15 protein-coding genes and 3 tRNA genes are annotated in these 16146 nt (G+C 33.6%); 3 read left to right on the forward strand and 15 right to left on the reverse strand.

What is annotated here, in order from left to right:
• Positions 1-66: 66 nt before the first annotated feature.
• From fabD to MYRA21_RS08945, 6 genes are all read right to left on the reverse strand, one after another.
• Complete coding sequence (gene fabD / locus MYRA21_RS08920) at positions 67-939, reverse strand: ACP S-malonyltransferase (protein WP_006257278.1); 873 nt, start codon at positions 937-939, stop codon at positions 67-69.
• A 114-nt stretch (positions 940-1053) separates the two neighbouring features.
• Complete coding sequence (locus MYRA21_RS08925) at positions 1054-3159, reverse strand: peptidylprolyl isomerase (protein WP_006257277.1); 2106 nt, start codon at positions 3157-3159, stop codon at positions 1054-1056.
• Positions 3160-3395: 236 nt separating this feature from the next.
• The gene (locus tag MYRA21_RS08930) at positions 3396-3587 is read right to left on the reverse strand and encodes a hypothetical protein (RefSeq protein ID WP_006257276.1); all 192 of its coding nucleotides are present in this window, start codon (positions 3585-3587) and stop codon (positions 3396-3398) included.
• 1 nt (position 3588) lies between these two features.
• Entirely contained in the window at positions 3589-4146 is a 558-nt protein-coding gene (lptC, locus tag MYRA21_RS08935) for an LPS export ABC transporter periplasmic protein LptC (protein WP_006257275.1), read from the reverse strand.
• An 18-nt stretch (positions 4147-4164) separates the two neighbouring features.
• Complete coding sequence (locus MYRA21_RS08940) at positions 4165-5430, reverse strand: hypothetical protein (RefSeq protein ID WP_006257274.1); 1266 nt, start codon at positions 5428-5430, stop codon at positions 4165-4167.
• On the reverse strand, positions 5408-6157 hold the full coding sequence (locus MYRA21_RS08945; protein WP_006257273.1) for a type III pantothenate kinase: 750 nt from the start codon (positions 6155-6157) through the stop codon (positions 5408-5410). Before MYRA21_RS08945 ends, MYRA21_RS08940 begins: the two co-directional genes overlap by 23 nt.
• A 128-nt stretch (positions 6158-6285) precedes the next feature.
• Here MYRA21_RS08945 and MYRA21_RS08950 point away from each other — a divergent pair.
• From MYRA21_RS08950 to MYRA21_RS08960, 3 genes are all read left to right on the forward strand, one after another.
• Positions 6286-6358: transfer RNA gene (locus tag MYRA21_RS08950), tRNA-Phe, on the forward strand.
• Positions 6359-6393: 35 nt separating this feature from the next.
• Positions 6394-6466 (forward strand) — tRNA-Phe (locus MYRA21_RS08955).
• Positions 6467-6492: 26 nt separating this feature from the next.
• A tRNA-Phe gene (locus tag MYRA21_RS08960) sits at positions 6493-6565 on the forward strand.
• Positions 6566-6665: 100 nt separating this feature from the next.
• Here the strand turns inward: MYRA21_RS08960 and MYRA21_RS08965 are convergent.
• The 9 genes from MYRA21_RS08965 to purH all read right to left on the reverse strand — a co-directional run bounded on the left by MYRA21_RS08965 (position 6666) and on the right by purH (position 16003).
• Positions 6666-7652: a transposase gene (locus MYRA21_RS08965; RefSeq protein ID WP_039328873.1), complete on the reverse strand. Its 987-nt coding sequence runs from the start codon at positions 7650-7652 to the stop codon at positions 6666-6668.
• Positions 7639-7992 carry a hypothetical protein gene (locus MYRA21_RS08970; protein ID WP_006260368.1) on the reverse strand — a complete coding sequence of 118 codons (354 nt, stop codon included), beginning with the start codon at positions 7990-7992 and terminating at the stop codon, positions 7639-7641. Before MYRA21_RS08970 ends, MYRA21_RS08965 begins: the two co-directional genes overlap by 14 nt.
• Before the next feature lie 304 nt (positions 7993-8296).
• Entirely contained in the window at positions 8297-8839 is a 543-nt protein-coding gene (locus MYRA21_RS08975; protein ID WP_230456708.1) for a hypothetical protein, read from the reverse strand.
• A 49-nt stretch (positions 8840-8888) separates the two neighbouring features.
• Positions 8889-10142 (reverse strand): rod shape-determining protein RodA, encoded by a 1254-nt coding sequence (gene rodA, locus MYRA21_RS08980; RefSeq protein ID WP_006257271.1) that lies wholly within the window; start codon positions 10140-10142, stop codon positions 8889-8891.
• An 18-nt stretch (positions 10143-10160) separates the two neighbouring features.
• On the reverse strand, positions 10161-12041 hold the full coding sequence (gene mrdA / locus MYRA21_RS08985) for a penicillin-binding protein 2 (RefSeq protein WP_006257270.1): 1881 nt from the start codon (positions 12039-12041) through the stop codon (positions 10161-10163).
• A complete protein-coding gene (locus tag MYRA21_RS08990; protein ID WP_006257269.1) occupies positions 12038-12562 on the reverse strand; it encodes a hypothetical protein in 525 nt (174 codons plus the stop codon). The genes mrdA and MYRA21_RS08990 overlap by 4 nt, the downstream gene beginning before the upstream one ends.
• The gene (gene mreC / locus MYRA21_RS08995) at positions 12555-13385 is read right to left on the reverse strand and encodes a rod shape-determining protein MreC (protein ID WP_006257268.1); all 831 of its coding nucleotides are present in this window, start codon (positions 13383-13385) and stop codon (positions 12555-12557) included. Before mreC ends, MYRA21_RS08990 begins: the two co-directional genes overlap by 8 nt.
• 9 nt (positions 13386-13394) lie before the next feature.
• Positions 13395-14423, reverse strand: coding sequence for a rod shape-determining protein (locus MYRA21_RS09000; RefSeq protein ID WP_006257267.1), 1029 nt, complete (start codon positions 14421-14423; stop codon positions 13395-13397).
• 53 nt (positions 14424-14476) lie between these two features.
• Positions 14477-16003 carry a bifunctional phosphoribosylaminoimidazolecarboxamide formyltransferase/IMP cyclohydrolase gene (gene purH, locus MYRA21_RS09005; RefSeq protein ID WP_006257266.1) on the reverse strand — a complete coding sequence of 509 codons (1527 nt, stop codon included), beginning with the start codon at positions 16001-16003 and terminating at the stop codon, positions 14477-14479.
• Positions 16004-16146: the final 143 nt, after the last annotated feature.

The raw sequence follows: 16146 nt of genomic DNA on the forward strand, positions 1-16146 counted from the left end.
AATCCTTGGAAGTGTACAACCAAGGATTTTTGTTATTATATAATTGTTGTATGTTTTACCAATTTGTTATGCAGAGTGAGTTTCTGCTTCTTTATTGATTTTTTTGATTAGTCCAACTAATACTTTACCTGGTCCAACTTCTGTAAATAAAGAAGCTCCATCTGCGATCATTTGTTCTACAGACTGAGTCCATTTTACAGGAGCAGTTAACTGTAGGATAAGGTTCTTCTTAATCTCTTCAGGATTGCTCACTGCACTAGCAGTTACGTTTTGATACACTGGACAGATAGGAGTGTTAAAAGTAGTTGCTTCGATAGCAGCAGCTAGTTCTTCTCTAGCAGGTTCCATCATAGGAGAGTGGAATGCTCCACCTACAGGAAGTAATAAGGCTCTCTTCGCTCCAGCTTCTTTTAGTGCTTCACACGCTTTCTCTACAGCTGTAGTTTCACCAGAGATTACTAATTGTCCAGGGCAGTTATAGTTAGCAGCTACTACTACACCATCTATACCAGCACATACTTGTTCTACGATGCTATCTTCTAAACCTAGTACAGCAGCCATAGTAGAAGGTGTGATTTCACATGCTTTTTGCATAGCCATCGCTCTTTGAGAAACTAGTTTAAGTGCATCTTCAAAAGCTAAAGTACCATTAGCTACTAATGCTGAAAATTCTCCTAGTGAGTGTCCAGCTACCATCTCAGGTGTAAAGTTTTCTAATGTTTTAGCTAATACAACTGAATGTAAGAATACCGCTGGTTGAGTTACTTTAGTTTCTTTTAGTTCTTCAGCAGTACCTTCGAACATGATATCTGTAATTCTAAATCCAAGGATTTCATTTGCTTTCTCGAACATCTCTTTAGCTATAGGTGAGTTTTCGTATAAGTCTTTCCCCATTCCTGTGAATTGAGCTCCTTGACCTGGAAATACGTATGCTTTCATAAGTTTAGTTTTAAATTTTGTAAGGCAAAAATAAGGTATTTTTATTAGTAAACCATATAGACATAAAAAAAGCCATCTGATATACAGATGGCTTCGTTATGATATGTTTTTGTATTATTGGATAACACCTACACGATTATCTTTAATCTTAGCATTGTCTTTTAATACTTTCAGTACTTGCATTTGTGCCATACCTCTAACGCTGTTTTCTACTCTAGCTTTATAACTAGCGTAACCAGCAGTTAATTCAGGTGCTTTAGTTACATTTTTAGTTTGGATCATATACACACCTTGTAAACCGTCGATTAACTTAGAATCTTTGTTTACTGCAGTTGCGAAAGCTGTTCCTACTACTAATGGCTCATTACCAATATTAGTGATCAGTGGAGCTCCTGTAGTTACATCAGTTATAGATGCGATAGAAGCTTTAGAACTGTTAGATACTTCTTGAATAGTATTTCCAGTCATTTTCTTTCTGATTACAACTGCTTTTTTCTCGTTCATTAAGATTGGCTCAACGATTGATTTCACTTCTTCTACTGGTGCAAGACCTGTATCATTTTTAGAAGTTACTTTAACGATGATGTGTCCGTCAGCATTGTCAAATCTCTTAATAGCACTCTCTTTAGTCTCTTTATTGAAAGCCCAAGAGATAATACTTCTTTGGTTACCTACTCCAGGTAAGAACTCTTCGAATGGACGAATAGTTACTTCTTTCTGAGCATTGAAACCTAATCCTTCAGCAGTAGCGATAAAGTCTTTAGCTGTAGGAGCGTCTTGTTCTAATTGAGTAGCTTTAGTGAATAAGTCATCAGCAGTTACGTCTGATACTTCTATTTTACGAGCTACAGTTGCTAATTTAGCACCTTCTTTCTTTTCGTTTACTTGGATAATGTGGTATCCAAAGTCAGTTTCTACTAAACCGATAGTTCCAGCAGCATTGTTAAAGATAAAGTTGTCAAAAGGTTTAACCATTTGTCCTCTTGGGATATCTTCGTATTTACCACCGTTGTTTTTAGAACCTGGGTCTTCTGTTTGCGTCATTGCTTCCATGGCGAATGAAGAAGGATTAGCTTTTACTTTAGCTAAGATTTCTTCTGCTTTTGCTTTTGCTTCTTCCTTGGTTCTTGTTGCTCCAGGAGCTGCAGAACCTGCAAAACCGATTAAGATATGAGAAGCATCAACTCTCTGACCTGCTTTTTTATCAATCATTCTAGAGATACAATAGTAGTCACCCATAATGTATGGACCAAAAGTTTGACCAGGTTGTAAGTTGAATAATTCTTCTTGGTATTCTAAAGGAAGGTCTTTCTTCGCGTAGTATAAACTGTCAAATTTGATATCTGAATTTGTGTTTACAAATGTTTCGATATCTTTTACAGTTTTAAAACCAGGGATAGTATCGTTCTTTTTAGTTGTAGCATTGTATTGTACAGTTGGCTTTAAGTAACCTTCTATAACTTCTTTTACAGCTTCTTTATCAGCAGCAGATGGCTGACTAGGAAGGAAAGCATATTGTAATACACGAGTAGGCTCAGATTTAAATCTGTTAGCATGTTTTTTCATGTAATCTAATATCTCTGTATTAGAAACAGCAGCTTCTTCGTTATTCACAGTAGAATAAGGAACAGTAACATAGTCAAAAGAAACTTTGTCATTCTCATTAGAGTATGCTGCTTTAGCATCAACATTAGTAGTATAAATACCACCTTGAACTAATGAAAAATACATTTGCTCTAAACCAACTTTCTCTAATTCTTTTTCATAAGCTAACCATTGGTTCCATTGCTCTTGACCAGCACCTTTCATCATAGCAACAAATTGGTTGAATTTGTTGATGTCGAATTGCCCAACAGCGTTTTGGAATTCTGGATTGTTAGCGAATGTAGGGTTGTTTTTAACAACGTTTACTAATTGGTCTTTACCAAGTCTTAAACCTAACTTTTCAAATTCGTTAGTAAGTAAAATATTATTTACTTCGCTGTTCCACACCATTACTCCTGCTTGAGTATTGCTCATCTGTCCTTGCTTTTCGGCTTGAGCTACTTTATGTAGGAATTCTTGGGTATTAATTTCTTCACCATCTACACTACCAATGTTTCTTGATAGTCCACCTCCCGTGCTTCTTACTACGTCGCCAATAACGAATGCTAATAATGCAATACCAATTACGGCAATTAACAGAGCGGATTTTTGTCTAATTTTTGATAAAACTGCCATGCTTTTTTATTATGTGTAATTTTTTTCAGTGAGCGAAAATACAATTATCTATTTAATAATAAAAGGGGTAGTGCTATTATTTTAGTGCTTTCGTTAAGTTTTTATTTAGATTTCAGAATAATTAATTTGTTTTTTTATAATTAATGTTGAAATAGAGTAGATAAGAGAGGATTGTTATCGTGGTTTTATTAAAAAAATAAAGGCGAGATATTTAGTATCTCGCCTCTAGTAGTGTATTATTTTTTGTTATACCCGTCCATCTTTTTTAAGAATTTTCTTCGGAAGAAGAACATGAATATCGCTACTGCTGCTATCAAGAAACTCAACCAAGATCCTGTGTCACCAGCTACTATTTTAGATACACCGTCGTATATAAATAGTACTGCGATAAATAAGTAGAAGAAAGGTATTATGCGTAATGCTTTCATTTTATTCGTTGTTTTTTACGCTTTCGGCGTAACTGTTAGTTGCTTTTACCTTGCTCATTTTACTGTCAAAGTCTATTCCTATTCCTCTAGTGAAGTTTTCGCTATCAGTAGAGGCTCTGTATTTGCCTTCTGTAAAGAACCATTCGTTTTTTTGATCATAGTAAAGTTGATCAGAAACAAGCTTCTTACCATCATGTGTTGTTATCACCACATTTCCTTGTAGGTCTATTAGGTCTGTCTTAGTATAGCGAATAGCGTAATCGGCTATTACAGTATTTTTATTTTTATCCTTGTCATATATTGTTAAGTGAATTCCAACTGGAAATTCGGTAAAGGGATATTTGACATTGCTGTAATCTAGCATTTTTGGACTTACTAAAATAGCTTTGACTCTTCCAGAATCTATGTATTGACCACGCATATTTTCTACTTCACTGGCTGGAAAGAAACTTACTTTGTTGAAGTTTTGTATTTCTTTAAAGTTACTTTCACAAGAAAATAAACTTACAGCAATCGTGAAAAAGAATAGTATGCTTAAGAATTTAGAAAGTAATTTCATTTGTTAGCTTACTACAAATTAATCAAAACGACGTTTTTGGAACCAAAGGTCATTTAATGAGAATCCTACATAAACACTGAAATAGTTCTCTTTAACTAATCCGTTGTTTTTAGTTCCTCTGCTACCGTATTCAAAACCAATATTTAGGTTAGTGAATTTACGACGCTCTCCTATAGGTAAACCTACACCAAGATTAACAGCCATATCGTTGATAGCTTTGTCATGTAAGATAAGTCCAGTATTTTCATATCTGAAACCAGCTCTATAGACAACGCGATCTAGATAACTGCTAAATGAGTTGTACTTCGGAATATAGAATCCTCCAAGAGAAAAACGATTAGAGTTTTCAAAGTTAGAAATATTCGTTTTATTCCAAGAGTCAGTTAATTTACTTGTTTGTGTAAATGTATATTGACCACCAATGAACCATTTAAATTCTTTACCAAAGCCTAGCCCCATAGAAAGAGCTTGTGGATTAGTAATTTTTCTAGAATCATCAATCACAGTTTTTTGATCTGCGATTTGATTTCCTTTTAAAACTTGCAGTTTCGTAAGGTTGTCGTTTGTCCATTTTGTTTCAGGACTATAAGTTACATTAGCTTGCCAATCGTACCCTTTAAACTTACCTGTATATTGTGCTGAGAAATTAAAAGAGAATCCTTTGTAGTCTAATCTTCTCAATTCTCTAGTAATATTCTGAAGTGATGTTCCGTCTCCGATATCTGTGATGTTCTCATACAGATCATTGTTGGTATGACCAAAGTGGTATCCAGCATCAACTCCAACAGCAAAGTTTTTGTTGATTTCATATCCAGTACCTAAAAATACTCTGTTCACTCCACCATCACCTTCATATCTAGAGTTTATCTTTTGTCCTTGAGGATTTGTTCTTTCTCCATTGATTTTATAACCAACATTAGAGTAAGGTAACAACCCAAACACAACACCAAACTTCTTTGCAATAGGTAACCCTACAGCAACATAGTCTATCGTTTGTCTATTTGCATTTTCTGAACCAGCATCAGTCTTAAAATTATAAGAAGTACCTGTAGCTCCTAATGAAAAAGTAGTAAGCTTAAGCTTACCAAATGAAGCTGGGTTTTTTAAATTTATATGAATACTATCTGCGTAAACATTTGTTCCCCCCATAGCTTTGTATTCATTCGTACCGTTGTAATTAATATTACCTACGCCATAATAAGAGTAAGGAGACGCATTGCCTTGTTGAGCTAGAGCAGCTGTACCGCATAGTAAACTCAGGCTAAAGAAGATTTTTTTTATCATTTTCAATTGTGTATTGATATAAATTGTTCAGACTCTCTAGTAGAAAGTTTGAATTAGCAAATATGACATTTTTTAATCTTTTGACCAAAAAAAGTGTATCTCCACCAGTCAAAATTATTTTTAAATCAGGATACAAGGATTTGTATTGGTTAATGATGCCATCTATTTCAAGGGTTATTCCATTAATTACGCCAGAGTGAATGGACTGATTTGTTTGATTTCCGATTAAATAATCTATATCAGTTGGTTCTAATAATGGAAGCTTTGCGGTATAATGATTTAAAGCCTTATAGCGCATACTTAAACCTGGAGAAATAGCTCCGCCTAGATATTCATCCTTGTCATTAATAAATTCGTAGGTTATACAAGTACCTGTATCAATAACTAAACGATTAGAATTTGGATATAGTATAGTAGCTCCTGCAGCTAGAACCATTCTATCTATGCCAAGAGTAGCTGGAGTTGCATACTTATTCATAAAAGGGAAAGCACTTTTATGACTAATTTCGATTACTTCTGTGTTTTCTAGTAACCAATTGTAAGTTGTAGATTCTAATTTTCCTACCGAAGAGAGTATAACTTTAGGCTTTACGTCATTTATTTTTAAAATATTTTTAATTTTTTTTTCTAATAAATTTATTTCAAAAAAATGAGTTTCTAAAAGCGTATCTTTTTCAAAGATAGCTAATTTGGTTCTTGTGTTGCCTATATCAATTGCTAGAATCATAGTGTGTTTCTTGTGTTAGGCAAAGGTAGTAAATGATTTTTTTTCTAAAAAGTTTTGGAAGAACGAAAATCTGTTCTATATTTGCAACCGCTTAACAGAACAAGATTGTTCAATACTAAAAGCCAATTGGTGCCTTAGCTCAGTTGGTAGAGCAATGGACTGAAAATCCATGTGTCCCTGGTTCGATTCCTGGAGGCACCACTAATTTAGCTTTTAGTTGTTATAGTTTAAAAAAAGGTGCCTTAGCTCAGTTGGTAGAGCAATGGACTGAAAATCCATGTGTCCCTGGTTCGATTCCTGGAGGCACCACTAATTTAAACTTAAGCGAAACATAAGGTGCCTTAGCTCAGTTGGTAGAGCAATGGACTGAAAATCCATGTGTCCCTGGTTCGATTCCTGGAGGCACCACAAAAAACCACTACTCATCAGTAGTGGTTTTTTTTATTTTGCGCCCTGATGTAAAAGAAATGGATCAGTGACAAAAGGGATCAGTGACAAAAGTTGGGGACTAGGCAAAAAGTCTAGTTAATCTAAAAAGGAAAAACTTCTTATCCCTAACACCTCTATACATCATACGGAAGTATTTAATTTTGGCATTAAATGATTCCGCAGAAGCATTTGTACTTCTATTAATAAAGTAATTGATGATTTCGTTATAGTGTACATTAAAAGTCTTTAAAACAGTACTAAAGTGTTTGAGTGAAGCTTTTTCAATATCATTAAACCAATGAGCTAGCTTAGTCATAGCTATTTCTTTATCTATTTGTAGATTATATATCTGTCTAAGGTTATTAGCAAGTAGATAGGCTTGTTTGATCTCTGGGTATAATTCAAATAGTACCTTAGCTCTTTCTTGTTGGTCAGATGTCCAATTAATTTGGTTTTTATAAAGTAGAGAACGTGAGCGAACTAAAAGTTGCTTCTTAGTATCTCCATTACTAAGTATTTCAGGATTATATATAATGCCTTCTTCCTTAGCCTTTAAAACAGCAGTGTTCTCAGCGTCAAGCTCAGCCCATCTATATTTTATTCTAATATCTTGTACAGCTTCACTTACAAGCTTTTGTACATGAAAACGATCAATTACTTGCACAGCTTTAGGGAAGCACTTCTTAGCTATCTGTTTCATAGCCCCTGCCATATCTAAAGTAATCTCGGTAACTTTATCTCTAAGTTTTTTAGGTAGTTTAGATAGATGCTTTATTACAGTATCTGATTTTGTTCCTTTAACTATCGCTACAATGGTCTTTTTCTGACCTTTACCTGCTTTAGAAGTCAGTATAGTGTACAATTCTCCCATAGATAAACATACTTCATCTATGGAGAGTTGTTCAGTTATATTTTCTGGGTAGAGTAGCCAGTCTTGTGCATGTTCTTGTTGATCCCATTGTTTGAAACCACTAGTTTTATGTTTGTATTGGCGTTGAAACTTTTCACCTTTAACTCCAAATAATTCACCAATAGCCTTACAGCTAAGTACTTTAGTATCGGCCAATTTTTTTTAAGAACTCCGAGAACTCTGTAGTCATTCGTGTTCCTTCTGCGATGATATTCCAATCACGTGATATAATTTCTCCTGTTTGTTTATCTGTCCAACGACGACGTTGTACGTGTAGTTTAACTGATTTACCTCGTAACGGGAAGTCTTCAATAGTAATCATACTATGGAAACCTTTAGAAATAAGCTGTCTTTCAGCACATTGATTTCCGTAATCATTCTTCTCTTCAAAGTAGATATGTAGTTTGGTCTCTAATTCTTCTACTTTAGTAATATTGAAGTGTTCTACTAAGTAAGTAGGTAAGATTAGTTTTAGTATTTCTTGGCTATCCATCATAGCACAAAGATATTATTTTACACTTTCCTCCCCAACTTTTAACGTTGATCCGACAAAAGTTGGGATCAGTGACAAAAGTTGGGGACTAGGCAAAAAGTCTAGTTAATCTAAAAAGTAAAATACATTTGAAAATAATGCTCACTGCTAAAATAAAGAGTTTTAAGAGAAGTATTTAATCATTGATTAATCATGTATAAGTGTATAAAGAACGTTCTTAAGGGGGCTTGTGTGTCTTTGTGTTGGTGATTGAGGAGAGGATAGGAAGAAAATAAAAAGCCCACTTCATAGAAGTGAGCTTTATGTATTATTTGTTGATTGCCTCAAACTCCATTGTTAGTTTTTTTAGTTCTAACTCTTGGGTTTTAATGTTAGTTTGCAAATCAAGTAATTGCTTTTTGAATTTTAAATCTTCTATTGGAGTAAGCCTACCTGAAGCATTTAGTTGAACATATTTGCTATTTCTAGCATTGTATTTATCTTCTGCTTTTTGAAGTTTTAATGTTTGTTTGCTTACTTTTTTCTGACTTTTGATAATACTCTTTTGTCTTTTAAGTTCAGCTTTATGTTCTTTTTCTAATTGCTTTTGGGCTTTTAGTTCTTCTTTTTGTTGTTGTTTAGCTATTTCTTTTTCTTGTTCTAATCTTTTAGTAGCATCCTTTTCATTTTGAAGTTTAATCTCTTCAAGTTTTAAGCTTTCTTCAACTAGTTTCTTTTCATCAATTAATGACTCAAGTGAAGTGTGTTCTGTAGGGATCTCTTTTAGATCAGTAGTTTTAATTTCTTGAGCTTTAACCACAGATGTTGTTGCTACAAATATTGCAGCAGCACATAGCATTTTGTTTTTCATTGTTTTGTTTGTGTGAATTGTATTAAATATTTGTTTCGTGAGTATGTATTTACCATTCATTAATTCTATTAGCATCTAGCTTTAGAAAGATGAAAAGTAATACAGTAAATGCCATTAAACTAGAACCTCCATATGAAAAGAATGGTAGGGGTACACCAATGGTAGGGAATAGTCCAATAAGCATTGTAATATTAAAGGCGAAATGTATAAACAGAAAACAGATAACACAATAACCATAAACACGGTTAAATATTTTTTTCTGTCTTTCTGCTAAGTGTATTAATCTGAAAAATAGGCAGACAAATAGAATGATTACAAAAGAAGCACCAGCAAACCCCCATTCTTCCCCTACTGTAGTGAAGATGTAGTCTGTGTGTTGTTCTGGTACGAATCCTCCCTTTGTTTGAGTTCCTTCTAAGAATCCTGTTCCTGTCCAGCCTCCTGATCCAATGGCTATTTTGGATTGATTAAGGTTGTACCCTTCAGCTTGTAAGTTAACGTCTTCTCCTATTAATACATTAATCCTGTCTTTTTGGTGTGGTTCTAGTACTTCATCATAAACGTAATCTACAGAGAATACGAAGGCTGACATGATTACAACTAGTATAATATATATTAAAGGGTTACGAGTAATCTTTTTGTTTAAATAGAAGTGTAATGCCGCTATTGCAAGTATAGAAGCTATGATGATACCTGGTTTTACTACAAGTGCTGCGACAAATAGAATAATTGTTATAAATCCAGTCCATAAGTACCAACTAGGCAGTCCTTCTCTGTACAAAACAAATACAAGAGAAACGAATAACATAGCACTACCAGTATCGTGCTTTAATATAAATAGGGTAGGTACACCGATGATAACTAAAGCTATAATTTGTTCTTTAAAAGAACTTAGATGGGATTGACTATCTGATAAAAATTTAGCGAGTAGCAGGGCAGTAGTAGTTTTTACAAACTCTGAGGGCTGTATACCGAAACCAGCTATTTGATACCAGTTCGTTTGACCTTTTACTGACTTACCAAATACAAATAAACCAAGTATGGAAAGCAGCCCAATGATATAGAAAACCATAGCATACTTCTCATAGAACTTAGTGTCTATGGATACAATCAATATAATAAGTGGAATACAAAAAATAATAAACATTAGTTGTCTACCATAGATTTGGCTTAAGTCAAAAATAGATGTGGTTTCTGCAGGTAGAGAAGCCGAATAGATATTAATCCACCCAGCTATGACTAAAAGCATATACAGAAGTATTGATATCCAATCTATGTTTTTTTGAACACTAACGTTTTTCATTTTTGATTTAATCTAAAGCTATATATTAATTCTATGTGTTTTTTTAGGTTTATCTGACGTGTCATAAAGATGAAGCACTTTGTCATATTCATTTTTCAAACTTCCTTCTAACATTCGTTTTTCTAAATCAGTTCTTACTATTTCAGGTAGAAGATATTTCTGAACCATTAAGCTAGTAATAGGAGCTGCCCATCTACCTCCCCAATATCCGTTTTCAATAAATACAGCAATTGCTATTTTAGGATCATCTTTAGGAGCGAATGCTACGAATACAGAGTGATCGGTTAATTGGTAACGTTTACCATTGATTCTAGTAAAGTTCTCTACAGTACCTGTTTTACCACACATTTCTAAGCCATCTACTCTCACAGAACGACCAGTACCAATATTAAATACATCATTCATACCTTTTATAATAGGCTCAAAATGGCGTGGATCTATTGATGTGATATTTTTAGTAGTGAACTTTTTATCTATGTCGTGATGTTCTATATTCTTAATGATATGAGGTGTATAGTAATAACCTTTATTAGCTACAGCAGCCATTACATTGGCTAATTGCATTGGAGTCATAATAACTTCTCCTTGACCAATAGAGTTAGAAATAGTAGTCGTACTTTTCCATCCTCCATTTGGATACCATCTGTTGTAATAGTCGGCATCAGGGATATGTCCTTTTCTTCCTTCAGGTAGATCATATCCTAAGAATTGGCCTAATCCAAATGAATGTAAATGTTCACTCCATTTATTGATTCCTTCAGCAGGTGATTTATACTTCTCTATTACTCTTTTATATGTATTAGCGAAGTATGTATTACAAGATTTTGCAATAGCGATGTTTAAATTCCAATGACCAGAATCGTGGCATCCCATCCACGCACCTTTACCATAATAGAAACCTCTATTACAAGCAAAAGTAGTATGTTCATTAATAACACCTTCTTGTAAACCTATTAAACCAGTAAGTATTTTGAATGGGGATCCTGGAGAATATTCTCCTGATAATACACGATTATACAATGGTTTAGCAAGTGAATCATTATATAGTGCAGTATAGTTTTTAGAACGTTCTCTTCCAACGAGTAGAGCAGGATCATAACTAGGAGCATTAATTAAAGCTAGTATTTCTCCCGTTTTAGGTTCGATTGCAACAATACCCCCTCTTTTATTCTGCATTAATAACTCTCCATAAGCCTGTAGTTCACTATCTATTGTAAGAATAATGTCATCTCCTTTTACGGCTAAAGTGTCATATATTCCATTTTTAAAAGAACCTATTTCTCTATTAAAACGGTCTCTTTGAATATATTTTACACCTTTAGTACCTCTTAATGTCTCTTCATATTCTTGTTCGATACCTTGTATACCAATCAAGTCACCTGATTTATAATATGAATTAGACTTTATATTCTGTTCATTTACTTGACGTATGTAACCGAAAAGGTTTGCTCCTGAAGATACTTGATAGTCTCTTAGAGATCTTTTTTGAATATAAAACCCATTGAAGTGTCTTATTTTTTCTTGAAAGGCAGCATATTCAGCTTTACTTAATTGAGGTAAGAAAATAGAAGGTAGTCTAGGACTATATACCTTTGCTTTTTCTAATTTAGAAACAAACTGGTCATAAGTAACATCTAGTAAACTGCATAAAGCTAGAGTATCAATATTCTTAACTTCTCTAGGAACAACCATAATATCATAAGAAGGTTGGTTCGCTATAAGTAATTTATTGTTTCTGTCAAAGACATATCCTCTTTCAGGATATTCGTAAACAATTTTTAAAGCGTTATTCTCTGACTTTTTAATATAAGTATCGTCTATTATCTGTAAAAAAAACAATCTAGCTAGTACTACAATAGTAACTACTATAATAATTAAGGGTAATAAAAGCTTTCTCATTTTTTTGACGGTTTAATCAGAAATAATATCAAAATACACGCTAGTAGTGTAGTTATAGTTGTTAGTACAGTTCTTAAAAGAATCTCCCAGATAAAATTAAATCTAAAGAATTCTAATCCAAAGAGTATAATGTGATGTATAACAACGGATATTGAAATATAACCAAAAACCTCCAGAGATTTAAAAATATCTTTAGTGATTTTTTTGATGATATTTAAATTGTGATATTGATAGCTGATCCCGAAGGAGAACTTTAATATTGATGGTCTAGCAAAGGCTAGAATTAAACTAGCAGCTGCATGCATTCCACCAGAGTTCTCAAACATATCTACAATAAGACCTAAAAAAAAGCTTGTTAAGTAAAAAACAGCTTTATTGTTGTCTGTTGGGTATAAAATGATAAAAAGGATATATGGAAATGGGTTTATAAAACCAAAAAGATCTATATTATTGAAAATAAGAATCTGTGCGATTAGTAACGCAATAAAACGAGCAATATTTGAAAATGCAACACTATTCATCTTTTGTTTCAGCTTCTAGTTGGTTAATTTCTTCAATATCTTTGTTCTTAATTACGTATATATAACCAAGGTTCGTCATGTCATTGAACAAGCGAACAGAAATTGTAAAGTAATTTGAAGTTTCATTAGTATATGCTTTCTCGATTACTCCAATAGGAATATTTTCAGGGAATATCGTAGATATACCTCCTGTAACAATAGTATCTCCTTTGTAAATCTCAGCTAGCCTTGGTATATCAGATAAATTAACATATCCAGTGTTTTTTCCATCCCATTCTAGAGGACCGAAGTGATTCGTACCTTTTATTTTAGCATTGATCTTAGATTTAACGTTCAAGATGCTTTGTACTGTAGAGTAGTTTTTAGATGTTTTTTCTATAACTCCGATCACTCCATTACTATTAATCACCCCCATATCTTTTTCAATACCTTGTTTAGAACCACCTTTTATGGTAAGATAGTTTTCTTTAGTATTAAAAGTATTACGGATTACTTTAGCGACTATAATAGAGTATTCTTGTCTTTCTTCTGGCATTAAGTTTCTAATTTCTATAGAATCTTGTGCAGTAGTATTGTTGAAAGCGATGGCCTTTAGGTGTGCATTTTCTAAAACAAGAGCGTCATTCTCTGTTTTTAAATGCATATACTCCTTAAAGTTGTTTACATTTTCATAGACATAACCAGTCACACCATTCGCTGAGCTAATAAACGAACTTTGATGAAAAGTATGCGTTTGTATTATTAGCCCGAATGATATGACTAAAAGCAGCAAAAACAGTAGCTTAGTACTGTTTTTTATAAAGAAATTGATTATCTGCTGCATAAGTTATTTTTATTTGATCAATACACTTTTGTATTTGTCAATGTTCTTGATTGCTAGGCCAGTACCTCTTACAACTGCTCTTAACGGATCTTCTGCAATGTATACAGGAAGGTCTGTTTTTTGAGAAATACGTTTGTCTAAACCTCTAAGCATAGAACCTCCACCTGCTAAATAAATACCAGTATTATAGATATCAGCAGCTAGTTCTGGTGGAGTTTGAGATAATGTTTCCATTACAGCATCCTCTACACGTTGGATAGATTTGTCTAAAGCTTTAGCGATCTCTCTGTAAGATACAGTTACTTGTTTTGGTTTACCAGTTAATAGGTCACGCCCTTGAACTAGCATATCTTCTGGAGGAGTTTCTAAATCTTCAGTAGCTGCTCCGATTTGAATTTTGATTTTTTCTGCAGTACTTTCTCCAACGAATAAGTTGTGTTGTGTACGCATATAATAGATGATATCGTTAGTGAATACATCACCTGCAATTTTAACAGATTTATCACATACAATACCTCCTAAGGCAATAACAGCAATCTCAGTAGTACCACCTCCGATATCTACAATCATATTACCTTTTGGTTGCATAATATCTACTCCAATACCAATTGCAGCAGACATAGGTTCATGTATAAGGTAAACCTCTTTACCATTCACACGCTCACAAGATTCTTTTACAGCACGCATTTCTACCTCTGTTATTCCAGAAGGAATACATACAATCATACGTAATGCTGGCGTAAACATTTTTTTTCTTAATGCAGGAATGCTCTTGATAAAGAGGCTTATCATTTTTTCTGAAGCATCGAAATCAGCAATAACTCCGTCTTTTAATGGGCGAATTGTTTTGATATTACCATGCGTTTTTCCCTGCATCAAGCTTGCTTCTTTTCCGACAGCAATAATTTTACCCGTGGTCCTATCTCGGGCAACAATAGAAGGGTTGTCTACCACAACTTTTCCTCCATGGATGATTAGGGTATTCGCTGTTCCAAGGTCTATAGCGATATCCTCAGTCATAAAATCAAAAAATCCCATATAATTAAAAGGCTTTTATAGTTAATATTTTAATGCTTTACAAAAGTAGTAAATTAATGTTTAAAATGACGAATTCCTGTACAAACCATAGCGATATTATTTTCGTCACAATAATTGATACTTAAATCGTCTTTTATAGACCCTCCAGGTTGGATTACAGCTGTAATTCCAGCGTTGTGAGCTATTTCTACACAGTCAGGGAAAGGGAAGAATGCATCACTAGCCATAACAGCACCTTTTAGTTCTATATTAAATGAATTAGCTTTTTCGATTGCTTGACGTAAAGCATCTACACGAGAGGTTTGTCCTGTACCAGAAGAGCACAGTTGACCATCTTTTACTAATACAATTGTATTTGACTTGGTGTGTTTACAGATTTTAGAAGCAAATAACAAATCTTCTATTTCCTTGTCTGAAGGAGATAATTTTGTAACGTTTGTTAATAGCTCTTTATTGTCTGTAATATTGTCTTTATCTTGAACTAAAATTCCGTTTAAGCAAGTACGTACTTGTTTCTTAGGAAGTTCAGTTTCTTTTATTACTAAAATAATTCTGTTTTTCTTTTCTTTTAAAATCTCAATAGCAGCTTCGTCGTATGCAGGAGCGATTACAACCTCGCAGAATAATTTGTTGATTTCTTCAGCAGTTGCTACATCAATAGTGTTATTTGCAATTAAAACTCCACCAAATGCAGAAGTAGGATCACCAGCTAGAGCATCTAAGTACGCTGCTTTCATTGTACCTCTTTGTGCTACACCACATGCATTATTGTGTTTTAATATAGCGAATGTAGGAGCTTCACCTTTAAACTCATTCATTAAGTTTACAGCTGCATCTACATCTAGTAGGTTGTTGTAAGATAGTTCTTTTCCATTTAACTTGTCAAAAAGGGCATCAAAGTTTCCGAAGAAGTGACCTTTTTGGTGAGGATTCTCTCCATATCTAAGTTCATTTCCATTCGCTTGGCTAATTTTAAGGACTGTTTCGTCTGTATTGAAATAGTTAAAAATAGCTCCGTCATAATGAGAAGAAACATGGAAAGCTTTTGTAGCTAATAATCTTCTGTTTTCTAAAGTAGTCGCCCCATTATTCTCTTGAATCATCTGTAAGAATAGTTCGTATTCGTTTACAGAAGGTACGATTACTGTATCTTTAAAGTTTTTAGCAGCAGCTCTGATTAAAGAAATACCTCCAATGTCTATTTTTTCAATAATATCAGCTTCAGGTGCTCCAGATGCTACAGTGTTTTCGAATGGATATAAATCCACAATTACTAAATCAATTTGTGGGATTTCATATTCTTTCATTTGAGCAATATCTCCTTCGTGATCTTGTCTATTAAGAATCCCTCCGAAGATCTTAGGATGTAATGTTTTTACTCTTCCTCCTAAGATAGAAGGGTAAGAAGTAACGTCTTCTACAGGTACTACAGGTATGTTTAACTCTTTGATAAATGTTTCTGTACCACCAGTAGAATAGATAGTTACATTGTGCTTGTGTAACTCTTTTACGATTGGCTCTAATCCATTTTTATCAAAAACAGAAATTAGGGCTGATTGAATTTTTTTAGTTGTGCTCATGTTGTGTTTTTTGTCAATGCGCAAAAGTAACTATTGTCTAGGTATTAATAAAGTTTAATGAAGAAGTTTTTTAACTTTCTTTTTATTTTATTTCTAATATTGATTAATTTAGAAAAATATCTCTCTGTTTTTTGTGTTGTTGA

Origin of the sequence: Myroides sp. A21, from assembly GCF_000807225.1 — a bacterium.
In the GTDB taxonomy this organism is placed as follows: Bacteria; Bacteroidota; Bacteroidia; order Flavobacteriales; family Flavobacteriaceae; genus Flavobacterium; species Flavobacterium odoratimimum.